Origin of the sequence: Nostoc sp. 'Peltigera membranacea cyanobiont' 232, from assembly GCF_002245985.1 — a bacterium.
GTDB lineage: Bacteria > Cyanobacteriota > Cyanobacteriia > Cyanobacteriales > Nostocaceae > Nostoc.
The window spans coordinates 72666-99635 of record NZ_NOLK01000004.1; the positions used below are offsets into that span (position 1 = coordinate 72666).

The following is a 26970-nucleotide window of genomic DNA, read 5'->3' on the forward strand; positions in this document are numbered from 1 at the left end:
TCCCAACCGGAAGCGGGAACTATATTTCTAATCGCCCTTCGAGTGAAATCGCTATTTGAGTAGTAGTTGGGAACCTCTCACTCAATCCTCCCTTTTGTTCTTGCAAACTCCAACTTAAGATGCAAAATTCAGTTTCTCGGCTGTGCCAGTTTAGTAGTATCCTACTTACCTGTCTGATTTCCACTCCCGGACTCGCTCAAATTGTTCCCGATTCTACACTTTCAGTAAATTCTCAGGTAAGACCTGGCTGCACAAATTGCACAATTGATGGAGGCACAATCAGGGGTGTGAATTTGTTTCACAGTTTCCGTGAGTTTTCTGTTCCCACAGGCGGCGAGGCGTTTTTCAATAACCCGGCTGCAATCCAAAATATCCTAACGCGGGTGACTGGAAGCAATTTTTCTAGTATTGATGGGCTGATTCGTGCCAATGGGATTGCCAATCTGTTTTTGATCAATCCCAACGGAATTATTTTTGGTTCCAATGCTCAGTTAAACATCGGCGGTTCCTTTGTTGCCAGCACTGCTAGCAGTTTTAAGTTTTCCGATGGTAGTGAGTTCAGTGCCACCCATCCCCAAGCACCACCACTACTAAGCATCAACGTGCCATTAGGATTACAAAGGGGCAGCATTCCATCCGGTTCTGCGATCGCTAATCGGGGTAATCTCACTACCGGAAAAGACCTGACTCTGGAAGCAAACCACCTCGATTTGCAAGGGCAACTGATAGCAGGTAGAGATGTCACCCTGAAGGCTCAAGGGACGGTACAAATTCGGGATAGCGTCACCACTCCATTTATTGCTAGTGCAGGCAGAGACTTAACGATTCAAGGGAATCAGGGCGTTGATATTTTTACCCTGAACCATTCCCAATCGCAGTTTCAGAGTCTCGGCAAATTGAGTCTGGTTAGCGATCGCACGATTTCAGGTGATGCACATTTTTTCAGTGGTGGTGAGTTCCAAATTCGCAGTCAATCAGGACAGCCCGCCACTTTTGTCAGTCTGTATGACCCCATTATTAGTAGTGCAGGGGATGTAGATATTGCAGGTAGCTACACAGGTGCATCGTTGTTAATTGAGTCATTGGGCAGTGTGCGTATTCAGGGTAAGATTAACATTGCAGCCCCCGATACAGTCTCTACATTTATGGGGAGTGATGGGATTTTGAGTACCCATCCGGGGTTAATCATTCGGTCTGGGCAGACGAATCTGACTTATGGCGGCAGCAATCAAAACAATCCACCTACTTACACTGGGGTCACAGTTCCAAGTGGAATTACGCTGATGGGTAATGTGCTGGTGCAACCTTTTAATAAGGTTGCGGGAGTCGTTAGCCTAATCGCGGGCACTGGAGATATTAACGTTGCCAGTATCGATGTGTCCAATCAAAGCGGGGGAGATGGCGGGGCGATCGCTCTCTCTACCAACAATGGCAACCTCACTACCAATGGCTTGTTGTACTCAGCTTCAACCTCAGATAGTGGCAACAGTGGGAATGGGGGGATGATCGCTCTCTCTACCAACAATGGCAACCTCAATGTCAATGGCACGTTGTACTCAGCCTCAACCTCAAATAGTGGAAACAGTGGCAATGGCGGGGCGATCGCTCTCTCTACCAACAACGGCAATCTCAATGTCAATGGCACGTTGTACTCAGTCTCAACCTCAGATAGTGGCAACAGTGGCAATGGCGGGGCGATCGCCCTCTCTACCAACAACGGCAACCTCACCACCAGTAATGGCGTGTTGTATTCACTCTCAACCTCAGATAGTGGCAACAGTGGCAATGGCGGAGCGATCGCTCTCTCTACCAACAATGGCAACCTTACCAACAATGGCACGTTGTACTCAGCATCAGGCTCAACAACTGGCAACAGTGGCAATGGCGGGGCGATCGCTCTTTCTACTACCAATGGCACTCTCACCAACAATGGCTTGTTGTACTCATTTTCAACCTCAGATAGTGGCAAAAGTGGCAATGGCGGAGCGATCGCCCTTTCTGCTAACAATGGCGACCTTACTACCAATGGTTATTTGTACTCAGCCTCGCGTGGCACGAGTGGAATGGGGGGAGCGATCGCCCTCTCGACGACCAAGGGCAACCTCACTAATAATGCCGTGTTGGACTCAAGCTCAACTTCAAATGTTGGTAATAGTGGCAATGGTGGTGCCATCGCCCTCTCGGCAACCGATGGCAATCTCACCAACAATGGTTACTTGTCTTCATACTCAGCCTCACCAACTGGCAGTGGCAATGGTGGGGCGATCGCTTTTACCAGCACCAACGGCAACCTCACCAACAATAGCGTTTTATACTCACTCTCATACTCAAAAACTGGCAATAGTGGCAATGGCGGTGCGATCGCTCTAACCAGCACCAACGGCAACCTCACCAACAATAATTACGGTTACTTGTCCTCATTCTCAACCTCAGACAGTGGCAATAGTGGCAATGGCGGCGCGATCGCTCTAACCAGCACCAACGGCAACCTTGTTACCAATAGCGATTTGTCCTCATTCTCCTATTCAACAACTGGCAATAGTAGCAATGGCGGCGCGATCGCTCTAATCGCACAGAATGGGAATATTACTGGAGGGGGAAGTGGCCTGTATACCTTTTCGGTTGCGCCCCAAGGAACCGCAAACGCTGGCGGAAATGTCATATTAGACGCAAAAAACCAAGTGTCTGGACTGCAAATGTTAACGGCATCCTCCTCCGCACAGGCAGGGGCAGTTGCGGTGAATGGGCAGGAAGATTTGGCGATCGCTGATACTGTAATTTTGACCGGAAAACAGGTGACAATAGACACCCCATTTACAGGGAAAATCTCAATTCCGGTTAGTGGAACAGGGCGATCGGGGGATGTCAGCATTAATAGCGCTGGGAATCTCACTCTCACTAACAGCCGGATTGAAAGCGACACTAAAGGCAGCGATCGCGCCGGCAATGTCACCATCACCAGCGCTGGTGAAGCGACGTTCAACCAGAGTCAAATTCTCAGCAGTACTAGCAATAGCGGCAATGCCGGGAATATTACCGTTACTACTGGGCAGGGTATCAGCCTCACCAACGGTAGCAGTCTTGCTGCCACCACCAGCAGTACTGGCAAAGCGGGCGACATAACCCTCAACAGCCCTACCGTTGTCGTTGCTGGAGATGCACAGATTACCGCCGCCACTCAGAGCAGTGGGAAGGGTGGAACTATCACAGTGAATGCTCCCACATCTGTAAACATCGCACAAATGCAAGGCGCTGCCCCTGTTGTTTCGGTAGCAGCCACCGATGCAGGCAAAGCTGGCGATATTATCATCAATACTCCCAGTCTTAACTTGTCTGATAACGCCCGCATTGTTGCTACAGCAAGCGCCACGGCAACTAATACCGAAGGTGGTGGTAGTATTACCCTCAATGCTTCCCAAATGAATCTGGCGGGTATCGTGGGAGTTTTTGCCGATACCCAAGGACAGGCCCCTGCTGGCACGCTGCGGCTCAATCCCTACGCCAATGACCCGACTTTAAATGTGTTCCTCGCGCCTCAATCCCAAATCTCTGCGTCCACCAATGGTAGTGGTAAGGGCGGCGACTTGATTCTCACTGCTCCAGACACGATTACTCTGAGAGGTGCAGGTAAGTTAACTGCCGAAACTAGCAGCAGTGGCAATGCTGGAAATATTAGCGTGACAACTCGGCAACTTAATATTAATGGGGGGGTGGAACTATCTGCTTCCACCTCTGGTAGTGGTAACGCCGGAAACTTAACTATTGCTGCCGATCGCGTCAACTTGAGCCAGGGAGCGCGAGTATCTTCTAATACAAATAGCAGTGGAGCCGCAGGTGATATTACATTTAAACTAACTGACCAATTGATGCTCACTGGTGCTGACACTGGACTGTTTGCTACCACATCTGCGGGTTCTACGGGCAAAGGCGGTAACATCACCGTGGGAGCAAAAACAGCTTTATTCCAGGATGAAGCAGCGATCGCAGTCGGAAGTTTTGGTAGTGGTGCAGGGGGCAATATCTCGGTTACAGCCAATCAGCTTAAGCTTGATAGGCGTGCCTCCCTTACTGCCGAAACTGCTAGCACTCAAGGGGGCAACATTACCCTGGATGTAGGCGATCTGTTGTTGCTACGGCGCAATAGCTTGATTTCGACTACCGCAGGTACAGCCCAAGCGGGGGGTAATGGTGGCAACATTTCGATTAATATTCCTAACGGGTTTCTGATTGGGGTGCTCTCAGAAGACAGCGATATTCGCGCCAATGCCTTTGCTGGGAAAGGTGGCAAGATCGGCATTACTTCTCAGGGGATTTTCGGACTCCAGTTTCAGCCCAAAAACACACCCAATAGTGACATTACCGCCAATTCGCAATTTGGTGTGAGTGGGACGGTGCAGATTAATAATCTTGGTGTCGATCCAAGTGCTGGAGTTGTTCAACTGCCTGTAAATTTCGTAGACTCTAGTCAGCAAATTGCCACAGGATGTAATGCTCAAGGCAGTAGTTTTGTGGCTACAGGACGAGGGGGATTGCCGTCTAATCCAAATGAATGGGTAGGGAGCGATCGCCCCTGGAGTGACATTCGCGATGTATCTGAATTTCAAAGGCAAGGTAAATCCATCGCCTATACCCCATACCCCATAACCTCCTATCCCACTATCATCGAAGCAACCGCATTCATTCGCACAGCTACCGGAGAAATTCAACTCATAGCCCAGTCTGCATCTGAAAATACTGGCGTTGGCGATGTTCCCGTTACCTGTGCGAGTGCGATCGCTAAACCATAGAAATCGGTCAGATAATTACCACAAGATTGTTAACAAAACATTTTTGAAAAAACTCACTACCATAAAAATAGCTTTCTTTCCCATTACCTTTTGCATTTTCCCTCTTTCCTTTTAAACTAAATTAATCCAGAAATCAAAGCGTATTCCTAGATATGTGATATGTCTGAACTGCCACCACTCAATACAGAAACAATTTGGGCAATTATTAATGATGAACTTGATGATGCCACAGTCAACCACTTGCTATGGCATTATTTAGGATATCGCTATGATTCCTCAACTGCACAATGGGACAATAGCCTAGTTGCACCAGAATGGCAAGATGAGTACCCCCAACCACCAGATTTCATAGAGTCTCGCCCTGCAATAGTCAAGTTGACCCGTTCTATTCCTGCTGAAAATAAACAAATGCTCAAAGAGAAACTGGGTTTCAAAGGTTACAAAATTGGAGAATTTGGGCCTCGGCAAACTCGCAGAGCGACGGCGGCAAATTGGTTTTTAAGTTATCTACAACAAACTAACGGCAAAATTGATTAATCTGAAATAGCAGGTATTTAGCAATAAATATCTGCTATTTCAGAAGTTAATCAAAAGCCATGAGTTGATTTGTTAAAACTTTGTAAATTGATACAAAAATATTTTGAGATTGGTAGTATCGTTAACAAAAAATATCTAATATTGAATTGATATATAAATTCAAAAAACCAACCCAAACGATAGTCCAAAATTGCCAAATAATAATCTTTATAAAGTATTCATAAATTCATCCTGAAGATAGAAGCGCTATTTATATAATTATTTCTCTAGAGCGATTTGCTAATTCAATTGAACATTAGAGAATACTTCTATGACCCCTTGATATTACAAACACTTCTATGGCAAAGCCAATTGAATTTAATTTATTTGCACCTTACAACAAAGGAGCCGCATTAATTGGTTCTTTTTCTGATTGGCAAGAAATTCCAATGGAAAAAGGTGATGATGGTTATTTTCGTACAAGTGTTGAACTAGAAGATGGCGATTATAAATATAAATTTCGTGTCCAGTCAAATTCATGGTTTTTTGAACCAGAACAATGGGTTGATGTTACAGACCCCTGTGCAACTGATATAGATGAACTGAGTGGAAAAGATGATGGTGTTATCCATGTAAAAGATGGAAAAAAGATTACTGATACATACCATTGGCAACATGATGATAAACCTTTACCTGCTGACCACGAATTAGTAATTTATGAATTACACGTTGGTGACTTTTCTGGTGGTGAGGACGATCCTTATGCACGAGGCAAGTATAAACACGTCATTGAAAAGTTAGATTATTTATGTGAACTAGGAATTAATGCTATTGAGTTAATGCCACTCAAAGAATATCCTGGTGATTATAGTTGGGGTTATAATCCCCGCCACTTTTTTGCAACAGAATCAAGTTATGGTTCTACTGCTGAATTGAAAAATTTGATTGATGAGTGTCACGGCAGAGGCATTCGTATAATTATTGACGGTATTTATAATCACTCAGAAGCATCTGCTCCTTTAACACAAATTGACCACGATTATTGGTATCATCATGAACCTCGCGATCCTGATAATAACTGGGGGCCTGAGTTTAATTACGAACATTATGACGAAAAATTAGAGATTCATCCAGCACGGAAATTTATTAGTGAGGTAATTCGTTTTTGGATTGGAGAATATCATCTTGATGGTATTCGCTATGATGCAGCGCGGCAAATTGCTAATTACGACTTCATGCACTGGATTGTTCAGGAAGCTAAAAATACCGCTAGCATGAAGCCTTTTTATAATATTGCCGAACACATTCCTGAAACTACCAGTATTACTAATATAGATGGGCCAATGGATGGTTGTTGGCATGACAGTTTCTATCACTGCATTCTAGAACATATCTGCGGTGATACATTTGATTTAGAGCGTCTCAAAGATGTCATTGACTGCAAACGCCAAGGCTTCTTGGGTGCTACGAATGTAGTAAATTACCTCACCAACCACGACCATAACCATGTCATGGTAGAACTGGGGAACCGTGAGATTTTTGACGAAGAAGCCTTCAGGCGGGCTAAGTTAGGAGTCGCCATCCTAATGACTGCTGTTGGTGTACCTTTGATTTGGATGGGAGAGGAATTTGGAGAGTATAAACCGAAACAACCTGAATCATCCAAAATTGACTGGACACTATTAGGTAACGATTTAAATCGTGGTTTATTTGAATCATACAAAGGCTTAACCAACCTGCGTAAAAGTAATCACGCTCTCTACACAGAAAATATTGATTTTATCCACGAGAATGCAGATGCAAAAGTATTAGCTTATACTCGTTGGAATGATGAAGGTTCTCGTGTAGTCGTAATAGCAAATTTCTCAGAAAACTTTCTAGGTGGCTATCATGTTGCTAATTTAGGAAGCGGTGGAACATGGCACGAGTGGACAGGCAATTATGATGTCGAAGCTGTTGAAGATGGCATCACAGTTGATTTGGGGCCATACGAAGCCAAAGTCTTTGTATGGCAATAATGATATACATCATGACTGAGCCAGTATTACAATAGTAAAAGAAAAAGGGGAAAATATTTCCCTTTTTCAGTTATTTTTTTAATCATATACAGTTTAACTATAAATTTGTCAAGCCAGAAAGAAGCTGTTTTAAAATCTCATGGGTTTATGTTACACTTCTGAGTTGAAGTGCGTATATAAAATTGTCAGAGCATCCCCATGCACAACAAATTATTTAACAGTAATATCGACAACGCTAATATTGAGAACGATCGCATTTTATTAACTCCCAATGAAATAAAATCAAAATTACCTTTAACACAATTAGCCGAACAAAGAGTTTTAGCATACAGGCAGGAAATAGAAGATATCCTGGATTTTCAGGATCGGAGAAAATTTATAGTAGTTGGGCCATGCTCAATTCACGATCCAAAAGCAGCGCTCGAATATTCTGAAAGGTTGAAAGCGTTATCCGAACAAGTTCAGGATAAGCTGCTACTAATTATGCGAGTGTACTTTGAAAAACCAAGAACAACTGTTGGTTGGAAAGGATTGATTAACGATCCAGATATGGATGATTCTTTCCATGTAGAGAATGGTTTATTAATTGCACGGGATCTGTTATTAAAAATTACAGAATTAGGACTACCTGCGGGTACAGAAGCACTAGATCCAATCATACCTCAATATATTAGCGAACTGATTACATGGTCTGCCATTGGGGCACGCACAACCGAATCCCAAACTCACCGCGAAATGGCAAGTGGACTTTCGATGCCTGTGGGTTTTAAAAACGGTACTGATGGCAATATCCAAGTAGCTTTGAATGCCCTGCAATCTGCTGGAAACCCGCATAACTTTCTGGGAATTAATCAAAACGGACAAGTCAGCGTTTTTCAAACTAAAGGTAATGGCTACGGGCACGTAATTTTAAGGGGTGGTAGTCAACCTAACTTCGATCCAGCAAATGTAAAATTGGTAGAAGAGAAGTTAAAACAGGCAAATTTACCACCGAGAATTGTTATCGACTGTAGCCACGGCAATACCAATAAAGATTACAAATTACAAGGTGCTGTCTTAGAAAATATTGTTCAGCAAATAGTGGATGGTAATACATCAATAGTTGGCATGATGCTGGAATCACATTTGTATGAAGGTAGTCAACCAATTACTGGGAAACAAGAAGAATTAAAATATGGTATTTCTGTAACTGATAAATGCATTGGCTGGGAAGAAACCGAAAAAATTATTTTGGTTGCTCACGAAAAACTTAGGCATTGCTGAATAATGTTTCCAGAAGATATCCAAGGTCTGTTAGTTGATAAGTGGAATCGATGGGCAAGAGAAAGAGGACGGCTATATGCTTTTTTAAAATGTGTTTTTCCCTGGTAGATATGCTCATAATTCCTGTATCTTCTATATCATTGCGGAAGTTTAAAAGGAAAACCTCATCAACTCAAGTTTCATTACAAAGAAAGGGCTGATGCGTCAACATCAGCCCTCCCTACAAGTTGACTTATGATTTCCTGCGTCAACAGGAAAAATGTCAATCTCGCTTTTGTTTTTACTCCAGAAGGAGGAGTCTATGTTTATTTTAAACGATGGGAACGATCAAAAGCCACAACCTCCTAACCTTGTCGGCTTTTTAATTAAAATCTTTTGTATTGGGATTACACTTGGTTCAGGTATGGGGTATGGCTTTAAACAAGGAACAGATTTAATACCTTCTAAGTTTACTAGCGCCGTTACCCAAAGGGAAAACCAAAACTTTGGGCTTGCCGAATATATTAGGCTTGAACATGGTATGACCTTAGCGCAAGTCGAATCTATCCTTGACCGAGGTGTTGAGGTCGAAAGCTCTGAAACAAGCACAACTTATATTTGGAGAAATACCAGTAGTTCTAACATTACCGTTACCTTCAGAAAGGGCAAGCTTGTTAAAAAAACTCAACTTAACCTGAACTGATTCACCACGAGCAAAGTAATTGGGGTTGACTTCGCATTCACTAGGAGCGATGGGGCGAAAAACACCAACTTGTAGCAGTTATAAGATGTCAAGGATGGGCTGAAGAGTGGTCTTTGTGAGAGACAATAACTCTACTACGTCAGCCCTACCTCTTCATACTCTTATTTTGGCTAAGGTATTGATAGGGTTAATTGGGTTTATCCCTTGAGAGAAAATGACCTCTCGATTTTGTGGTTAGTCTTGCAAAGGTAATGTCGATTGCCAAATTAAATGACTACTTGACAAATTAATGTCTTCAAAATATTTAGCCTAAAACCCTTACTTGATAAGGGTTTTACTATTTTAGGCTGAAAATAGGCTACTAGAGGCTTATTGCCAAAATACTTGTCCTCTTTTGGAATTTTGACAAAATATCTGTCCTTTCCTGAAAAACGCTGTGAGCCTACATTTTTATGAAAATTGACAAAATAAATGTCCCTTTCATAGTACAATACAACTGCGTTTGTATTAAACAATTATGTAAAAATGCTGGACAATCATACCAATAGGGATCAAGAGGCAGAAAAGGATGAGATTGTGACGGAACTCTCAGCAGATGATAGGCATTTGCTGGATATGATTCAGCAATTACTAGAACCATGCGATCGCATCACCTACGGAGAAAAACAAAGGGAGGTAGCAGCAAAGCTAGGCAAGTCTGTGCGGACAGTACGGCGGCTAGTAAAAAAATGGGAACAGCAGGGTTTAGCTGCACTCCAAATCACAACACGGGCTGACAAAGGCAAACATCGAATAGATTCTGATTGGCAGGACTTCATTATCAAGACATATAAGGACAACAATAAAGATGGTAAGAGAATGTCTCCCCAACAAGTTGCGATCAGAGTTGAAGCAAAGGCTGAGGAATTAGGGCAAAAAAAATATCCTAGTTATAGGACTGTGTATCGAGTTCTACAACCGATTATTGAGGAAAAAGAGCGAAAAGCGAGTATCAGAAGTCGGGGTTGGCATGGTTCTCGGTTATCGGTTAAAACCCGTGATGGCAAAGATTTATCAGTAGAACACAGTAATCATGTTTGGCAATGTGACCACACTCTTGTAGACCTATTACTAGTGGATCAGCATGGTGAACTTTTGAGTCGCCCTTGGCTGACAACGGTCATAGACACTTATTCTCGTTGTATTATCGGGATTAACTTAGGTTACGATGCACCAAGTTCTCAGGTAGTAGCCCTTGCACTGCGTCATGCAATCTTACCAAAGCAGTATGGGTCAGAATATGCACTCCATTGTGATTGGGGAACTTACGGGAAGCCAGAACACTTTTATACTGATGGCGGTAAAGATTTTCGCTCCAACCATTTGCAACAGATTGGTGTGCAGTTGGGATTTGCTTGTCATTTACGCGATCGCCCCAGTGAAGGTGGCATTGTTGAGCGTCCTTTTGGCACTTTTAATACTGATTTATTTTCCACTTTGCCAGGGTACACAGGCTCAAATGTACAAAAACGTCCAGAACAAGCTGAAAAAGAGGCTAGTCTCACTTTAAGAGAGTTAGAACGTCTGCTTGTACGCTACATCGTGGACAAGTACAACCCAAGTATCGATGCCCGTATGGGCGACCAAACTCGTTATCAACGGTGGGAAGCAGGGTTAATAGCTGCTCCTAATTTAATTTCAGAAGAAAATTTGCGTATCTGTTTAATGAGGCAAACTCGGCGCTCAATCTACAGGGGTGGATATCTGCAATTTGAAAATCTGACCTATCGTGGGGAAAACTTGGCAGGTTATGCAGGGGAAAACGTGGTACTGCGATTTGATCCCAAAGACATTACAACTGTTTTCGTTTATCACCAAATAGGTTCTAAAGAAGATTTTCTAGCTCGTGCCTATGCTCAAGATTTGGAGACTGAGCAATTGTCTCTGGATGAGGCTAAAGCAATGAGTCGCAGGATTCGGCAGGCTGGGAAAGAGATTAGTAATCGTTCGATTTTAGCAGAGGTACGCGATCGCGACACTTTTGTAACTCAAAAGAAAACCAAAAAGGAACGCCACAAAGAAGAACAATCTGTAATGCAAAAGGCTAAACAACCTTTGCCACTTGAACCAGAAGAGGAAGTGGAAGTGGCTTTTACTGAAAGTGAAGCAGAATACCAGATGCCAGAAGTATTTGATTACGAACACCTTATCAAGGAGAAAGTCTAAGCCACTTTTTAGGACGTTTTCGACAGGCAAATGATTTAACCCCTACTGGGTTAGGTAAAGCCGCAGGGCTTGGCAGTGCGATCGCTCGTTGGGAAAAGTTTCGGTTTAATCCCCCTCCTTCTCACCAGCAGTTAGAGGCATTAGCTAAGGTTGTGGGGGTTGATGTCGATAGGTTATTACAGATGTTACCACCTGCTGGGGTGGGAATGAAAATGGAGCCTATTCGCTTATGTGCTGCTTGTTATATCGAGTCACCATGTCACAGAATTGAATGGCAGTTGAAGGTGACACTGGGATGCGTAGGCGAAGCCCGTCGCACACATAGCCACAACTTAAGCTTGCTTTCAGAATGTCCCAACTGTGGAGCTAGGTTTAAGGTTCCAGCTTTGTGGGTAGATGGTTGGTGTCAAAGGTGTTTTATGACGTTTCCTGATATGGCACAGTATCAAAAGCATTATTGACTGCCAAACTTGTAAGCCTAATACCATTGTTCCAAATGTCAGTCACCCATGATCCCCCTTTGCCTCTTGAAATGAAGAGCAAGGTGAATGAGGCGTAGACGCATAGCAGCTTGTCGGATACATTGCTTATGAAAGTACTGTGAACTAGAAAGGAGATGCAGCAAAAACAAGGAGGCAATCTCGTAGAAAAAGCTGCCTCAGTTAGAGAGCTTGAGGAATGATTTCTTTCAGGTGTAATATTTCAGTGCTAGCATATATAGCCTTTTGCATTTCCAACCTTTATTTAATAGTACAAATTTACTACAATAAATTAGGGTACATAAAATATCCAATTCCGGTTCTAAAGTATGGCACGTGGTGAAATTCTCAGAAAACTCTTCAAAAGTTTCTCTCGCAATGAGAGAGAAGAGTTTTTGGCTGCCGCTATGGAACTTATTGAAGAAGAAAAGAATAAAAACCACATCCTGCTTGCTAGAGATTTGGAAAAGCTGCTCCAAAATGACAATGGATACACCAAGCCCCTAGCTACGAACCAGGCTCCCTGGAACCAGTTTTCTGAACCCCCTAAAGATAAGGATACTGGGCTTGCCTTGCTTGAGGTAAAACAATTCGATCTGACATGGGATCACATTGTCCTCAGTGAAAAAATTTTTGATACCCTGCAAGAAATCATCCTCGAAAACCGTAAGCAGGACATACTTGCAGCTTATAATCTCAAGCCTAAAAACAAATTACTATTCTGTGGCCCACCTGGGTGTGGCAAAACTCAAACCGCAAAAGTTCTTTCCAGCGCACTGGGGCTGCCGCTGGTTTACGTGAACCTAACAGCAGTATTCTCTTCTTACTTAGGTGAAACTGCAACCAATCTTCAGAAAATTTTTACTTACATCGAAAAGGGAGAATGGCTTGTTTTGTTTGATGAGTTTGATGCGATCGCCCGCGATCGCGACAACTTAAATGAGCATGGTGAAGTCAAACGCTTAGTGAATAGTTTGCTACAACTCATCGATAATGCAACCAATCAAAGCATATTTGTCGCGGCCACCAATCACGAGAAACTGCTGGACAGTGCTGTTTGGCGACGATTTGATGAAGTTATTTTCTTTGATAATCCATCGATTGAACTGCGGACGGCTCTTTTTAGTCGTTACTTATCTGCTATCCGTTATACTGCTATTAATCTGTCTACCTTTGCTGATCGACTTGATAGTGCTACTGGAGCAGATATAGAGCGTATATGCTCTGATGCGATTAAAGCCGTAATTCTACGGGGTGAACGTACCTTGACTGCTGATGATTTAGAGGTTGCGATAGGGCGTTTCTTAGAAAGGCAAAGTACAATAGCAAACTCAAAATAATTATTGACGTCGAACCACAATGGGGAATCAGTTTGAACACCTGAGATTACCAAGAATAATAAACATTGAATTACCTCGACGATCTACTGGTGGTGGTTTTGGTGGTAAGAAACGTACTGATGTCAGTGAACACGGTAAGCAGCTATTAGGTCAAATTTCTAGCCTTATTGAGCCTGTTAAGCAAAAGATCAGCCCTTTCCATCTTGACCCCAAATTGATTTTTAAGATCAAAGTTGCTGAAAAACACTCTTTTTCAGACAGTTTGGTAACTCAAATAGGACTAAATGTTTTAGCACGCGAACCCAATAAAGCTATTGTTGTCTTCTCATCCGACAATGAGCTAGCAGAATTCAAGAAGCGGTTAGAAAATTATAGTCAGATCAAAGATGGGCCAAAATATGAACATTTAGGGGCAATCGATGAGCTAGTTCCCCTCGAACCTGAAGATCGAATTGGTCGTCTGTTAGATATAAACCGCGTACAGCCCGGTGAACTTGCTGCTTTAGATTTAGAACTTTGGCACACAGGCAATCGCAAATAAATGCGAAAGTATTTAGATGATATTGCCGATGTCCTAGAAAGTTTAACCAGTGATACTGCTCCTATGAGAATGAGTGATAGCTACATAGGTGACTACCTCTGTATTGCTCGGATTAAAGTGACTAACGAAGTTTTAAATCTTCTGCTGCTAGAGGAAATTGTTAAAGAAATTGATCGCCTTCCCCAAGCTGCCTTTGAGAGAGCTGGTGATTATAATCTGCCCATTTCTAGTTTTCCCGAAGTTGTTCCTCCACCTGAAGATAATTGCGGCATTCTTGTTATCGACTCTGGCGTACCGCGTGGTCATCCGTTGATTGCTCCGGCGCTGGGTGAAGCTGAAGTATTCCCAGATGCAAAACGGAAATTCATAAAAGGTGGCCTTGACGATGTACATGGACATGGTACAAGTGTCGCTGGAATTGCTATCTATGGAAATATTGAGAACTGCATTAAACAGCTTTCATTTGAGCCAACAGCTTGGCTCTTTTCTGCTCGTGTAACAGACGAGAATGGCAAATATGATGAAGATATTCTCGTAGAAACTCAACTTCATGAAGCCATTCGTGCTTTTGTTGAACACTATCCAAACTGCAAAGTCATCAATATCTCGCTAGGTAATGATGAACAAATTTACCGAGATGGGCTAAAGCAGTTTCGGCTAGCCGCCAAAATAGATGAAATTGCTTATCAATACCAAGATAAAAACATTGTGTTTGTAATTTCAGCCGGTAATGCTTTTTATGAAGAGGCACAGTCAAATGAGCAACTACGGACTGAGTACCCAAATTATCTGCTGAACAAGAGCGCTCGAATTATTGACCCAGCAACTTCAGCAATTGCATTGACCGTAGGTTCTTTATCATTTGGTCGTGGTAGTATTACAGAACCTTCTGATGTTCGTCGTCAGCCAATTGCAAAACTACCAGGACACCCATCTTACTTCACTAGAACTGGCTTTGGGGTAGATGGAATGATTAAGCCTGATGTTGTGGACTATGGTGGAGCTTTGGGTCAATTCAATACTGGAGGGCAGGTAATAGGAGTCATTGGTGGAGCGGTTCATGGAACAGTGGGTAGGCTGGTGACGATAAATTGCACCCTACTACCTATTTTTTATGTCAGTCAAGGTGATAAAGAAAAGTTTTGTCAATTTGCAAAAACTGAAGAATTAATTTGGTGGTGGAGAATTATGCCACTGTTCTAAGAGAGGATTAATTACTTCGGCGTTGGCGAAAAGAAAATCAGCTACAGCCATAATTCTCTGGTAAGGTAATCCAGCTTCTCGGCGGCTGGCTTGTCCACCCAACCAGTGATAAGCCGTTGATTTAGAGATGGCACAGATTTTTGCTAATTCTTCGTAACCCAATCCCCAACGATAGCTAAAATCTTGGGGGGACATGAACATTTGGTTGTGCAGTTCTAGCAACTGCTGATGTTGTTGCGCTTCAGACATGATTGCTCTGAAGCCTTTGCAATAATGAGTTATCCAGGGGTTCGATATCTTCCTCGAAAGCGAAGTCACAGCTACAGGTGTCACGAGAGGGACTGCGCTCATCTAACAAAATCAAGTAGTGCAAGCCAGTGGCGATGCAACTAGCTTGTTGGGTGTAGATTACTCCGATGACACGACCAAAATCGCCATTGAGTACTTGAAACCAGCGCACCCATTCACCGAGATGATATTTCTGCTGGGGTAATTCGTTAGGAACTATCTCTGGTAGGGCTACTGGCGGAATTTGGGGGAAGATATCAAGCATAAAAATCTACTTAGTTGCAGATTAACCAAGAACAGTAAAGATCAGGAATAATTCCGTTTTGTAAACAGAAAGTTTCCAGCAGAGTGAACAATAGTTCCCGATGTCAAGGTTAAGACCTCACTGTTTTCCTTTGAATCACCAAACCAAATCCCCTCAACTTGGTTGCAAGTCAATACCGGAGTTGGTTGTTGTGCTTAATCATAGTTTACTCGCTTTTAATGGTAAAACTACCTGGATACACGAAAATTTATGATTTACTTGTGTTTCTTGTAGGGTGCTACTGCTGATACCTGTTCTAAAAGCTCTGTAATTGTCGGTTGAATTACCTCTAGTTTGATGGCTATAAGGTTAATAGTGTGAGCAACTTCAAGAATTTGTAGCACTGTATCTGGTCGTTTCTCAAATTGAGAACCCCAGTTTTTATCGATTGTTTGGTACGAGTAGACCCCAAAAGTTGCTTCTGTGAGCGTTCGCACGCACGCGGCTCTATACCCTCTTTTTTCTGGCTTTGGGCTTTTAACGTACAAACGGCAGTATTCTAGTGGTTCCATTGACGGTTTCTTCTGATTACGTCAATTAATGATTTTGTCGCCTGTAGTACCATAAATAATACCCACTGTATATGGTAATTATCTAAACTGATTTTCGTTAGCTATTTAGATGTGATACCCGCTTCTACAAGGCTTATTTTTCTGAGCTAAAATCAATACAGCACAAGCCCCCGGCTTAGGCTTAGGTCAATGGAGAAAGAAAATTAGCGCTACTAGTGGGTATCAATGGAGCCTATGGGATTATATGCTGCTAGTTATGCTAGTTACCTTGTCACAAAATTGAGTAGCAGTTTACGGTGATAGTCCCTGCGATCGCTTCATGAATTTCTCTTCCAAGTACCTACTCGACTAATAAACTTATAGCATTTTTAAACACCCGTAGTCTCAGCAATGAAACCACCCTGAAGTGGCAAGAAGCGTTTGACTACAGTAAATTTGTATTTGGTGAAGATACCGTTTTGTATGCCTGCTGAGGGTGATTTAGTTGTTCGGGGTATCGCAGTTCTATTAATCCCCGGTCTAACATTAGGCTTAAATAGTGGTTTCTAATGCTGTCCGGTTTACGGTTGAGTAAGTCAGCTAATGTTCGGAGTGCTAGATAATGTTCGGAGCAAAGTTCTAAGATCACACGCTCGACTAATTCTTGATCCACGCGACCTTTCTCACGAACAGGGACGGCAATATCTTTTAAACGCTTGTAATGTTCGGAGCTTAGTCCGTAATGTTCGGAGCTTGGCTCGTAATGTTCGGAGCTTGGCTCGTAATGTTCGGAGCTTGGGAGCAACGCAAGTAAATCCGATTGTTGTTGGTTGACTAAAGCGTAGTACGTCCCACGACCGCGACCAGAGCGTTCTAACCAACCATTATTTACCAAGCGCTTGAGGCAGTCTCCTATGTCTCTGGGATGTTCGCGTCTGTAACACTGAATATCACTGTTACAAATATCTCCAAATTGATGCGCTAGTACCAAGATAATGCAATCTAGCTCTGTTAGTTCACAATAGTCATCCCCTATAATCTCCCTTAATTCTTTCTCGACATTTTCGGGAATTAGGCTCACCATTGGTAATGTCACTGATGTCATTTCTAAATCTAATTCTTCTGATACTAGAGGGTAAAACCATTGCTGCTCTTTCCAAGCGCGGAGAATTTTCCCAAAACCTGAGCCTGCCTTCTCACCTAAACCAAGCATTTGAAACATCTTTTGCAGGTTGGGATTCCGAGGATCGCTAATACCACCATCATAAAGTTGTTGAAGAGAGATTCTTAGGCGACCGGGATTATAAAATAAAAAACTATTTGTGAATTTGGTAACTACTAAAGGGCGAGTAGATACATGATCTGCGTGGATAAGGGAATTAACTAGAGCTTCTCGAAGTGCCTCGTGTACGTGAGTTTCACCTCGCCGCACAGCATCCCTATCAAGTTGAAATGGAACGTTTATATCGTTGACTAGACGACTGTAAACGCGATAGTAGAAGTTGAAAAGATTAGGCTCCCATTTGCCATCTAGCGTTAACCGATAAGTCCACCGGGTTTCTGGATCTTTAGAAAGCTGTTCCTGATAATCAAGTTGGTAGTGAGGAAGTGCGTCTAAAATGCTTCGTTCACGGCCAAACATCAGTAAACCTGCTAGTGTTAGTCCTTCTTTGGCTGTAAGGCGATCGCAACGCCAGCCACCTAACTGAATTAGCAAATCTTTCTCGTCTAACGCTAACCAAGGGTGATCGGGTTCCCTAGAACTAAACCTTTGACGAAATGATTTAAGCGTTTCTAGGTCAAGATCGGTGAGATTAAACCCTTCTAAAATCTTTATGTCTTGAGGTTCGTTACTGGCATCTTGAAACATCTGCTGCACTTCTTCTAAGGTGCAACGGTAATCTCCTTCAAAATTCCGCTTGTATATGCCAGTCATTGGGTTGTTATTTATGTACACGGGACGCTGTGTTCGTGTAGCTCTAGGTACTTTTATAACTACCAAATTGTGTGCTTCAACCTTTAGAATTTGTACCTCAGAGTTGGAACATATTGGCTTATTGAGTTTTTGTGGGTTGTTATGATTATTCCAAAAGTTTTTTAATAATCCATCTGGGTTGCGTACTCCAGAAATGGCAAGTCCACCTTTGCCTTCGCTGACACCTAGTACAATGTAGCCTCCGTCTGTATTCGCAAATGCGGATACTGTTTCCCATATATCATTGGGTAATCCCCCATCTGCGGACTTAAACTCAATTTCTTGGTCTTCTCCAAGGTTGATGCGTTGGAGTAGTGTTTCTAAGTCCATTCACAGACCTCTGTTAGTCAACTTTATTAATTATGGCTTAGTTAAATTTACTAACTATGGGCAAAGTTTACACCTTTATTTTTTCTTAAAGTTTACCTTTGAAGGCTTTGTCTAGGATGGAAGGTAGTAGCGCATCAAGTTCTTTCATCGCCTTTTCTCTTTGTCGTTTAATTGTGTCTACTTTGGTTTGTAGTTCATCGAGGTAGTTGACAATACGATGTTGTTTAGGGAGGGGTGGGAGAAAAAAATTAAACTTACGTAAGGCTCCTATATTTAAATGAGGTGATGCAGAACCTTTGCAACGTGGGATAATTTGGTCTTCGTAGACTGAAGGAGACAAAATTTGATAAAGAAAAAACTTGGGTCTAACCTTGTTTTTATCTGGACGAAGCATCATAACACGCTGACCAAGGCTAAATCTTTGCCCTTCCAAAACAATAGCAGCTTTACCAGTTCCGCCACCTTCTCGAACTAAAACAATATCATTTGGTATGGGTTCGCCTCGCACAGTCCGTCGTTTATACTCCTCTTCACTGGTACAGCGTGCAGTATGTAAGTACAAAGCACCCCAGCCAACATCTGATGAACGAATACAGGGAACGCCGTTATCAGAATACACAGGATTTGAGTGCAAATTATCAATGATGGCAGCACACACACTTTCAAGAGATACTTCTTGATAATTCTCATGTGGCTTAAAAATCTGGCGCATTGCAGCTTTAGTTAAGGCTTCGCTTTCCTCAAGTGCTTTTTGACGTAGCGATCGCACTTCCTCAAACTTCCCCACAAGTTCCTCAAGCCGTGCTACAATCCGTCGCTGTTCCTCTAGCGGTGGTAGAGGAATTTTTATTTCTAAAAATCTCTCAGGTCGAATACGATTTTTACCGCTAGTACCTCGTGATTTTTCGTCACACTGCTCCCAAAAATATTTTGTTTTAGTTAGCCAGTAAAACCAACGAGGTTCTAGATATTCTCTAATAGGCGCAAAAGTAGGAAACTCACCTGAAGCATAGCAACCAGCAAGAGTGGAAGAAACAACTGAAACGCTACCATTTCTTGCCCAAATCTTGTTCACAATTATGTCATCAGCTTCAACGCGTGATAATGTTTTATATTGAGTTTGGCTACCATCTATTGATTCTCGTTCATAGCCTCCTTCGCCCCACAACTTTACACCGATTTGACGGTATTTCTTGCCAAGAATAGGTATCTCTGGACGTTCCACAGGTAAAGCAATATCACGCAACGGGACTAATGAAAAATCTTTTCTCATCATTCTGCTCCCGCTAATAATTGCTGAATCTCCCCCATAATTTCAGCGATGCGCCTATCTTTCTCTAATATATCTGCCACTAACTGCTTAGGCGGTAAATGCTCAAAATCCTTCTGATTATTCGGGTTTTTGCGGTCAAGATTATAAATTGCCCAGTAAATAGCATCTCCTTTAGCATTTTCATCTTTAGCAATCTCGCGCTGACTTTGCTCCTCAGTTTGAGTCTGTTTCACATCATTCTTAACTACCTGAATCTGATTTTTAATCTGTGCAACTTCTTTCGGTGGCAAAAAGTCCAAAATTGAATTTTGTAAATATTGGATTTTCTCAGTTAATTGCTTAACTGTCTTTGCAAGCTGATTAGCAGTTTCCTCTGCTTTCTTACCAGCATTCCAATGAGGCGTTGCATCTTTTATCGCCTGATTATAAGCTTCCCTAAAGTTATATTTATAAGCTTGTCCATTCTCTTCTCGGTTCTTCCACCATGCCACACATACAGCAAAATCTTCATCCTGTATCGGCTTAGTTTTGGTATAAGTTTTCCGTCCTTCTGGCAAAGGTAACTCATAGTACCAAATCTCATCCGTTTGTCCAGAACGGTCAAAAAATAACAAATTTGTGGGAGCTAATCATGCGGTTAGTGACATCTTTAAACACCTTGGCGATCACATCAGCGCGATCGCGTCCGGTTTTGCTTTTGAGATTCCGCAAATAGGCGAGTAACCCTGAACCTTTCGTGCCATCTGGTAAAATTGCCTCATCATTGTTGATGAAACTTTTCAGGCGATCGCCCGTAAAATTTTCATTAGCAGCCCAATCTCGCCAGCGATAAGGCGGTTGAATTGTTGGTTTATAGGATATTCCCTCTAATTCTGCTTCTACCTCATGCAGTTTCTCGGAATCATCCAAAAGTTTCAAGAACATAATCCAAGTCAACTGGGGAAGCCGATCTAATTCTCCATTTAATCCCTTATCCGTCCGCATGATGTCACGCGCTGACTTAACCACGCTTCCCAATTTTTGGGCTGTAGTGACGGGTTTATCGTTTTGTTTAGTAGTGCGTTTGGGCATCCTTATTAATTATTCTTTGCTTTAAAATCTTTGAAATTTCGCTGAAAAGCGTACATTAATCGTTTAATTTCATTTACTTGTCTAGGGATTATATTATGTTCCCATTTCTTACGATGATTACTTAGCAATTTTTCAATATTATCTGATGTTCTGTTAGATATAAAATATATGTCTTCTTTTACATTTAAATCTGAAGCTAATCCAATGAAACTTCTACCTAAATGTAATTGCAAATCTGATGTATAATGCTTGCATTCAATTGCTATGATTACTTTTGTATGTCTAGGTTCATAGGAGATATTTCTACAGCTTCTAGCCTCTTCTTGTAATAAGACACATAAATCGCATTCATGAGAAACTTGTGAGCGCCCTTGAATTCTAATTCCTACATGAGCTTCTAATACGGGTTTACTATTAAATTCTATGACAGCATGAGTGTAGGGTTGCGTTGCCACATAAATTTGCCCTGGACTACGACGAAAAATTAAATATTGAGCATCTTGTTCAAGCGCGTTTTGAAACCTGATATTTGCTCCTTCGTTTTGCGCTGCTCTAATCAAAATACTAAAAATATAAGCTTCGTATAAATCTGATAAATCAGTTGACTTACCAAATCCTAGCTGAACCAAGCTTCCTATTCTACTTCTAATTCCTTGAATTAGAGATGAGTTAATAGGCATTATTTTTCAAGCTCCTGGCGAAGCTCATTAAGTAAATTTTGTATTTCTCTAACTTCTTGCTGACGTAAGTTTATTGTTTCCGATGAGAAAATAAATTGATGACTATTTTGTTCCTCTTCGGAATAAAATTTGATTTGTGGCTCTAGTTGTGAATCACTAATTTCTTCCGTCAAGAATCTCCCTACTTCTTTTTCTAGCTCTATAGTGTTTACAACTGCTGTCTCGAAAGCATTTAATAAAAGCAATACTTTTTCCTTAGCGGTGTAATCTTCTCTTTTAATCCTGGGTGTTTTTTCTCGATTTTTTTTAGCTAATCTATCTTCTATACTAACTATTTTGCCTTCATAAATAGAATTATTTACTTGTTCTATAATCCAACCTAGTTTATAGTCATTAATTATTCCTTGGATTTCAGAATATAAGTTCTGATATTCATTAGCGTTCATAACTATCATTTATGCAGTATAAAGTAAGTTTTGTAACTGATTTACTGCTCCCTTAAGCTGTGCCACTCCACCAAACCGTTGAGCAATTTCAGCCACATTGCCATATTTATCAAACTCGCGGTTAGCCTTAAATGTGGTTGGGATATTAAACTCATCAACTCCTTTCTGTGCATACTTGTCCAAAATAATTTCTAAAATTGCCCTAGCATCTTCCCCATATTGTTCAAAAAAATCAGCTTTGCGACGACGCAACCTTTCAGCCCGTTGCTTGCAAGTCAGCACCGGAGCATCAAAGGCAATATGACATAATAAATCAAAAGGATCAGCTTCGGGAAGCTTAGTAACTTGTTTTAACTCATCAAAATCAATATCCCTATCCGCCAACAAATCAATAATTTCTGAACGCTGTTCTGGATCTGCCCAGCGTTGCTGTATTTCTATAGTGGAACGATACAGGATGCGAACTTGTTCTCTGGTGTAGTCAATTAATCGAGACAAGCGCAGTTGATTATCTGGATTTAAATCATAAATTTTTTCTTCAACAATCTCTTCGCTTCCCCCGTCAGCGTAATATTTCCGAGGTGGGATGTTATCATCATCTGGAAGTCCCGGAAATCCAGACCTTTCATCGTCTTCCAAGTCGTCTGCTTCCTCTTCTAACTCTTCTGACTCTAATTCCTCTTCATGTTCAGAGAGTATTTGCCCATTATCATCTATCTCTGATTCATTAATAAGGGCGGGTTCACCGTCAAAATCTCTATCTTCAAACAATACCGTGCTATTGGTGTAATCGAGTATATTAAACGATCGCTTCCCCCGTTCTTCTCGTACACGGGTTCCCCGTCCAATAATCTGCTTAAAGTCTGTCATTGAACGAATAACACGGGCAAGCACAACATTTTTACAGGTGGGAATATCTACCCCTGTTGTTAGCAACTTAGCAGTAACAGCAATAATGTGAGTTTCATCCAAGACATCTTTAAATTTATAGAGATGTCCTTTACCCACATCACCAGCATCAGAGGTAATGCGAGTTATGTAGTCAGGATTTGTTCTGGTGATATCGCTGTTGAGGTTGCGTAATTCCTTGATCATTGCCTTAACGTGTTCCTCATCCACGCAAAAGACAATGGTTTTGGCATAGCGATCGCCACTTCTCAAAAAATCAGTAATGTGTTGTGCGATCGCCTTTGTCCGGGCTTGTCTCACCAATTTCCGCTCAAAGTCTGGAGTGAGATAAACTTCATTGGGAATTGTTCTTCCATAGCGGTCAATCTCTCCAGCGTTAGGTCGCCATCCTTCGCGATCGGAACGGGTAGTAATTCGATAAACTCGATAGGGAGCTAAGAAACCATCATCAATCCCTTGTTTGAGAGAATATGTATAAAGGGGATTGCCAAAGTAGCGATAGGTATCAACATTATCATCGCGTAGCGGTGTTGCTGTCAGTCCTAACTGATATGCAGGTTCAAAATGTTCTAGAATTTGTCGCCAGTTACTTTCATCCCTGGCGCTACCTCGGTGACACTCATCAACAATAATCAAGTCAAAATAATCAGAACTATATTCTCTGTAAAGTCCAAAGCTATATTGTGTATCACCAATTGCTTGATAAATAGCAAAGTAGAGGTCACGTCCTTTTTTCGCTTCCCCCTGAATTTTGTAAATTTTCTCCTGATTAAAGGCAGAGAAATCCTTATTCATCGGGTCATCTACCAAAATATTCCGATCTGCCAAAAACAGAATTCTAGGAGAACGAGATTCTCCAGAAGTATTCCACTCCAAACTTGACAGTTTCCAAGCTATTTGGAAAGCAACAGTAGTTTTACCTGTTCCTGTTGCCATTGTTAGCAGTAGGCGCTTTTGACCTTTGAAAATTGCCGCTAGTGCAGCATTAATAGCATTTCGTTGATAAGCTGATGTGCATCTAAATTGTATAGTACGAAAACGTAAAATTATTGTAGTGCGGGCATCTTGCCCGCATCGCATATACAAATTAAATACGCAACAGCTTAGTAGCGCAGTGGTTTATCTGGAATTGGATAAAACGGAGTTAACAGTTTTTCTGCTATGTCTATTCTAATTTGCTCCTTCGCTTCCCCAGTTAATCGTCGCCACAGTTCATCAGGACTAGGAAACGATTCCATCACATCAGACTGCTTACCCGTGATGAAATCAAACTCTACAATTCCTTGTCCGTTAGTCGAGTAAGCAAACTTCACCCCTAGAAGATTGGCATAGTCTATTGCCTGTTCCAGTCCCTCATCAGGAGTTTTGCGCTTCCTTTTCGCCTCTACTACCGCTAAGGGAAATTCTCCGTTGTATAACAGCAAATAATCTACAAATTTACTTTTACCACGGGGCTGACGCTTGTTTTTGGGACGAATCTTGCCATCAGTGAAGTAATACTGCTCAGTATAATCGTGTGGTTCCTGTTCCCACCCCGCATCTCTTAGTTTTGGTTCAACATACTTACGGCAGGTATTAGGTTCATTGCTCATTTCTTATTTTTCTTGACTTCATCGTTTATTTGTCCAATTTAACCGCCAACCTCTGATAAATCTCGTCCAACCACACCGGAATTACAGGCTTACCTGCATCTAAAGATGCGATCGCTTTTTTTCTGTCAAACTCCACAAGCTCAAGCGATCGCTCCTGCGCTTGGGACAACAACATAAACCGCTTACCTTTACCTGAAGTAAATAACTCCGGCTCTTGGTCTTTCAGCTTTTTCAACGTGGTGCTGGCTATGTCAAAACTTAACCCCACAGATAGCCAATATGACATTGCAGCCAGTTCCAGCAAATTAGACTTTGAGTAATAAATACTACGTCCTATCCCAGTATCACTAATGACAGGAACAATCACCCCTCTCTCTCGCCAATACTGTAGCTGACGAAGGGTGCAGCCTGTGATTTCAGCAGCTTCCTTGCTTGTAAAAAATGTCTCCTGCATACAATTTATTTTACAGAAGACTTGTTTAATACAATCATGTTAGTATTAGACAATATTGTTTTAAACCGATGAGCCAAATCACTATTCAGTGTCGTCTTGTAGCCTCAGAGTCATCACGCCACCAACTATGGAAGTTGATGGCAGAGCTAAATACGCCACTGATTAATGAACTATTGCATCGGGTAAATCAACATCCAGAGTTTGAAACTTGGCGACAAAAGGGCAAACACCCGACTAGTGTTGTCAAAGAACTCTGCGAACCTTTGAAAACTGACTCTCGCTTTATTGGTCAGCCTGGACGGTTTTACACGAGTGCGATCGCATTGGTGAACTACATATATAAATCATGGTTTGCGCTAATGAAGCGATCGCAGTTCCAACTAGAAGGTAAAAATCGCTGGTTGCAAATGCTCAACAGTGATGTTGAATTGATAGAAAGTAGTGGTGTCAGCTTAGATAGTCTTCGCACTAAAGCTGCTGAAATTTTGGCTCAATTTGCTTCCCTCAATACTGCTGAAACTCCATCAACAAATGTAAAAAAAGCTAAAAAGCGCAAAAAAGCTCAAAATTCAGATAGCGATCGCAATTTATCAAAGAACTTATTTGAGTCCTATCCTAAGACAGAAGATAACTTGACTCGTTGCGCCATCAGCTATTTGCTCAAAAATGGTTGCAAAATAAACGATAAAGAAGAAGACGCTAAAAAATTTGTTCAGCGCCGCCGTAAACTTGAAATTCAGATTGAACGCATCAGAGAACAGCTAGAAACACGAACTCCCAAAGGTCGAGATTTAACCGCTACTAAATGGCTTGCAACTCTTTTCACTGCTACTCACAACGTTCCAACCAATGAAGCCGAGGCAAAATCTTGGCAAGATAGTCTTTTAAGGCAATTTAGCAAAGTACCTTTTCCGGTAGCTTACGAAAGCAACGAAGACATGACTTGGTTTAAAAACCAGTTTGGGCGCATCTGTGTAAAATTCAACGGTTTGAGTGAGCATAGTTTTCAAGTCTATTGTGACTCTCGCCAACTTCACTGGTTTCAACGCTTCCTAGAAGATCAACAAATTAAGAAAAATAGTAAAAACCAACACTCTAGCAGCCTGTTCACCCTCCGTAGTGGGCGTCTTGCTTGGCAAGAAGAAGAAGGCAAAGGCGATCCTTGGAAGGCTAACCACTTAACCCTCTACTGTTCTGTGGATACTCGCCTATGGACGACTGAAGGAACCAATCAAGTAAGGGAAGAGAAAGCTGAAGAAATCGCTAAAATTATCACCAATACAAAAGCCAAAGGCGACCTCAATGAAAAACAGCAAGCCCACATAAAACGGAAAAACTCCACCTTAGACAGAATTAATAACCCTTTTCCTCGCCCCACTAAAACTTTATATAAAGGACAATCTCATATTCTTGTTGGAGTTAGCCTCGGCTTAGAAAAGCCTGCAACGCTAGCGGTAGTAGACGGCACTACAGGTCAAGTAATTACCTATCGCAGCATCAAACAACTACTGGGTGATAATTACAAACTGGTAAATCGACAGCGAAAGCAAAAGCATTCCTTATCCCACCAACGCCAAATAGCTCAAACGCTTGCTGCACCAAATCAGTTTGGAGAATCGGAGTTAGGGGAATATATAGACAGATTACTAGCGAAAGAGATTATTGCGATCGCCCAAACATACTCTGCTGGAAGTATTGTTCTACCCAAATTAGACAATATGCGAGAGCAAGTTCAAAGTGAGGTTCAAGCCAAAGCTGAACAAAAATCAGACTTAATAGAAGTTCAAAAGCAGTATGCCAAACAGTACCGAGTTAGCGTTCATCAATGGAGTTATGGCAGATTGATGGCAAATATTCACTCGTCAGCTGTTAAAGCTGGAATTGTTATAGAGGAGTCAAAACAGCCAATTCGAGGTAGTCCACAAGAGAAAGCGAAAGAATTAGCGATCGCGGCTTACCATTCCCGCAAAATAAACTGATTGACAAAACACCGAACCTTGATAATAAAATAAGAAAATTCAACAGCGCCGCAGTTCATGCTTGTTATAAGCCTCTGTGCTGTGTAAATTTGGGTTAGTTTGACTGCTGTTAAACAGTCTTGCTTTCTGACCCTGGTAGCTGCC

General features: G+C 41.9%; 20 protein-coding genes and 2 pseudogenes. 11 read left to right on the top strand and 11 right to left on the bottom strand.

The features are described from left to right. Positions 1-119: 119 nt before the first annotated feature. The 10 genes and pseudogenes from CDG79_RS02530 to CDG79_RS02570 all read left to right on the top strand — a co-directional run bounded on the left by CDG79_RS02530 (position 120) and on the right by CDG79_RS02570 (position 15034). Positions 120-4787 carry a beta strand repeat-containing protein gene (locus CDG79_RS02530; protein ID WP_094340300.1) on the top strand — a complete coding sequence of 1556 codons (4668 nt, stop codon included), beginning with the start codon at positions 120-122 and terminating at the stop codon, positions 4785-4787. 159 nt (positions 4788-4946) lie between these two features. Then, positions 4947-5324, top strand: a complete 378-nt coding sequence (locus CDG79_RS02535) for a DUF1823 family protein (RefSeq protein ID WP_094340301.1) — start codon at positions 4947-4949, stop codon at positions 5322-5324. Between the two features lie 338 nt (positions 5325-5662). Further along, positions 5663-7321: an alpha-amylase family glycosyl hydrolase gene (locus tag CDG79_RS02540; protein ID WP_094340302.1), complete on the top strand. Its 1659-nt coding sequence runs from the start codon at positions 5663-5665 to the stop codon at positions 7319-7321. A 198-nt stretch (positions 7322-7519) separates the two neighbouring features. Further along, complete coding sequence (locus tag CDG79_RS02545; RefSeq protein ID WP_094340303.1) at positions 7520-8584, top strand: 3-deoxy-7-phosphoheptulonate synthase; 1065 nt, start codon at positions 7520-7522, stop codon at positions 8582-8584. 301 nt (positions 8585-8885) lie between these two features. Beyond that, a complete protein-coding gene (locus CDG79_RS02550; protein WP_143855396.1) occupies positions 8886-9266 on the top strand; it encodes a hypothetical protein in 381 nt (126 codons plus the stop codon). Between the two features lie 525 nt (positions 9267-9791). Continuing rightward, complete coding sequence (locus CDG79_RS02555; RefSeq protein ID WP_094340305.1) at positions 9792-11471, top strand: Mu transposase C-terminal domain-containing protein; 1680 nt, start codon at positions 9792-9794, stop codon at positions 11469-11471. Between the two features lie 35 nt (positions 11472-11506). Further along, positions 11507-11932 (top strand): annotated as a pseudogene (locus tag CDG79_RS02560) (hypothetical protein); the annotation flags it as partial. 347 nt (positions 11933-12279) lie between these two features. After that, entirely contained in the window at positions 12280-13290 is a 1011-nt protein-coding gene (locus CDG79_RS02565; protein WP_094340306.1) for an AAA family ATPase, read from the top strand. Between the two features lie 19 nt (positions 13291-13309). Further along, positions 13310-13831, top strand: a complete 522-nt coding sequence (locus CDG79_RS43335) for a hypothetical protein (RefSeq protein ID WP_223277984.1) — start codon at positions 13310-13312, stop codon at positions 13829-13831. Beyond that, complete coding sequence (locus CDG79_RS02570) at positions 13832-15034, top strand: S8 family peptidase (protein WP_223277985.1); 1203 nt, start codon at positions 13832-13834, stop codon at positions 15032-15034. Here the strand turns inward: CDG79_RS02570 and CDG79_RS02575 are convergent. The 11 genes and pseudogenes from CDG79_RS02575 to CDG79_RS02620 form a co-directional block, all read right to left on the bottom strand. Continuing rightward, complete coding sequence (locus tag CDG79_RS02575; protein WP_094340309.1) at positions 14999-15283, bottom strand: hypothetical protein; 285 nt, start codon at positions 15281-15283, stop codon at positions 14999-15001. The two genes, CDG79_RS02570 and CDG79_RS02575, sit on opposite strands and share 36 nt — an antisense overlap. Continuing rightward, positions 15276-15587, bottom strand: coding sequence for a hypothetical protein (locus CDG79_RS02580; RefSeq protein ID WP_094340311.1), 312 nt, complete (start codon positions 15585-15587; stop codon positions 15276-15278). The genes CDG79_RS02575 and CDG79_RS02580 overlap by 8 nt, the downstream gene beginning before the upstream one ends. Positions 15588-15841: 254 nt before the next feature. Continuing rightward, entirely contained in the window at positions 15842-16138 is a 297-nt protein-coding gene (locus CDG79_RS02585) for a hypothetical protein (RefSeq protein ID WP_189524854.1), read from the bottom strand. A gap of 424 nt (positions 16139-16562) precedes the next feature. Then, complete coding sequence (locus tag CDG79_RS02590; protein ID WP_094340313.1) at positions 16563-18422, bottom strand: RNA-binding domain-containing protein; 1860 nt, start codon at positions 18420-18422, stop codon at positions 16563-16565. Between the two features lie 85 nt (positions 18423-18507). Continuing rightward, positions 18508-19698, bottom strand: coding sequence for a restriction endonuclease subunit S (locus tag CDG79_RS02595; RefSeq protein ID WP_143855397.1), 1191 nt, complete (start codon positions 19696-19698; stop codon positions 18508-18510). Continuing rightward, positions 19695-20309: a hypothetical protein gene (locus CDG79_RS43340; protein ID WP_223277986.1), complete on the bottom strand. Its 615-nt coding sequence runs from the start codon at positions 20307-20309 to the stop codon at positions 19695-19697. Before CDG79_RS43340 ends, CDG79_RS02595 begins: the two co-directional genes overlap by 4 nt. Then, positions 20296-20766 carry a type I restriction-modification system subunit M N-terminal domain-containing protein gene (locus CDG79_RS43345; RefSeq protein ID WP_223277987.1) on the bottom strand — a complete coding sequence of 157 codons (471 nt, stop codon included), beginning with the start codon at positions 20764-20766 and terminating at the stop codon, positions 20296-20298. The genes CDG79_RS43340 and CDG79_RS43345 overlap by 14 nt, the downstream gene beginning before the upstream one ends. Positions 20767-20771: 5 nt before the next feature. Beyond that, entirely contained in the window at positions 20772-21446 is a 675-nt protein-coding gene (locus CDG79_RS02605) for a hypothetical protein (protein WP_094340317.1), read from the bottom strand. Further along, complete coding sequence (locus CDG79_RS02610) at positions 21446-21892, bottom strand: hypothetical protein (RefSeq protein WP_143855398.1); 447 nt, start codon at positions 21890-21892, stop codon at positions 21446-21448. Before CDG79_RS02610 ends, CDG79_RS02605 begins: the two co-directional genes overlap by 1 nt. A gap of 9 nt (positions 21893-21901) precedes the next feature. Further along, positions 21902-24393: pseudogene (hsdR, locus tag CDG79_RS02615) on the bottom strand (EcoAI/FtnUII family type I restriction enzme subunit R). Between the two features lie 25 nt (positions 24394-24418). Continuing rightward, complete coding sequence (locus tag CDG79_RS02620) at positions 24419-24847, bottom strand: MerR family transcriptional regulator (protein WP_094340322.1); 429 nt, start codon at positions 24845-24847, stop codon at positions 24419-24421. Positions 24848-24915: 68 nt separating this feature from the next. Between CDG79_RS02620 and cas12k the strand changes: the two genes are divergently transcribed. Next, entirely contained in the window at positions 24916-26826 is a 1911-nt protein-coding gene (gene cas12k, locus CDG79_RS02625; protein WP_094340324.1) for a type V CRISPR-associated protein Cas12k, read from the top strand. The last annotated feature ends 144 nt before the right edge of the window (positions 26827-26970 follow it).

Excerpts from the sequence above, each read along its gene's own strand:
- CDG79_RS02530 (WP_094340300.1), top strand. The coding sequence starts at position 120 with ATGCAAAATTCAGTTTCTCGGCTGTGCCAGTTTAGTAGTATCCTACTT.
- CDG79_RS02535 (WP_094340301.1), top strand. The coding sequence starts at position 4,947 with ATGTCTGAACTGCCACCACTCAATACAGAAACAATTTGGGCAATTATT.
- CDG79_RS02540 (WP_094340302.1), top strand. The coding sequence starts at position 5,663 with ATGGCAAAGCCAATTGAATTTAATTTATTTGCACCTTACAACAAAGGA.
- CDG79_RS02545 (WP_094340303.1), top strand. The coding sequence starts at position 7,520 with ATGCACAACAAATTATTTAACAGTAATATCGACAACGCTAATATTGAG.
- CDG79_RS02550 (WP_143855396.1), top strand. The coding sequence starts at position 8,886 with ATGTTTATTTTAAACGATGGGAACGATCAAAAGCCACAACCTCCTAAC.
- CDG79_RS02555 (WP_094340305.1), top strand. The coding sequence starts at position 9,792 with ATGCTGGACAATCATACCAATAGGGATCAAGAGGCAGAAAAGGATGAG.
- CDG79_RS02565 (WP_094340306.1), top strand. The coding sequence starts at position 12,280 with ATGGCACGTGGTGAAATTCTCAGAAAACTCTTCAAAAGTTTCTCTCGC.
- CDG79_RS43335 (WP_223277984.1), top strand. The coding sequence starts at position 13,310 with ATGGGGAATCAGTTTGAACACCTGAGATTACCAAGAATAATAAACATT.
- CDG79_RS02570 (WP_223277985.1), top strand. The coding sequence starts at position 13,832 with ATGCGAAAGTATTTAGATGATATTGCCGATGTCCTAGAAAGTTTAACC.
- CDG79_RS02575 (WP_094340309.1), bottom strand. The coding sequence starts at position 15,283 with ATGTCTGAAGCGCAACAACATCAGCAGTTGCTAGAACTGCACAACCAA.
- CDG79_RS02580 (WP_094340311.1), bottom strand. The coding sequence starts at position 15,587 with ATGCTTGATATCTTCCCCCAAATTCCGCCAGTAGCCCTACCAGAGATA.
- CDG79_RS02585 (WP_189524854.1), bottom strand. The coding sequence starts at position 16,138 with ATGGAACCACTAGAATACTGCCGTTTGTACGTTAAAAGCCCAAAGCCA.
- CDG79_RS02590 (WP_094340313.1), bottom strand. The coding sequence starts at position 18,422 with ATGGACTTAGAAACACTACTCCAACGCATCAACCTTGGAGAAGACCAA.
- CDG79_RS02595 (WP_143855397.1), bottom strand. The coding sequence starts at position 19,698 with ATGATGAGAAAAGATTTTTCATTAGTCCCGTTGCGTGATATTGCTTTA.
- CDG79_RS43345 (WP_223277987.1), bottom strand. The coding sequence starts at position 20,766 with ATGCCCAAACGCACTACTAAACAAAACGATAAACCCGTCACTACAGCC.
- CDG79_RS02605 (WP_094340317.1), bottom strand. The coding sequence starts at position 21,446 with ATGCCTATTAACTCATCTCTAATTCAAGGAATTAGAAGTAGAATAGGA.
- CDG79_RS02610 (WP_143855398.1), bottom strand. The coding sequence starts at position 21,892 with ATGAACGCTAATGAATATCAGAACTTATATTCTGAAATCCAAGGAATA.
- CDG79_RS02620 (WP_094340322.1), bottom strand. The coding sequence starts at position 24,847 with ATGCAGGAGACATTTTTTACAAGCAAGGAAGCTGCTGAAATCACAGGC.
- cas12k (WP_094340324.1), top strand. The coding sequence starts at position 24,916 with ATGAGCCAAATCACTATTCAGTGTCGTCTTGTAGCCTCAGAGTCATCA.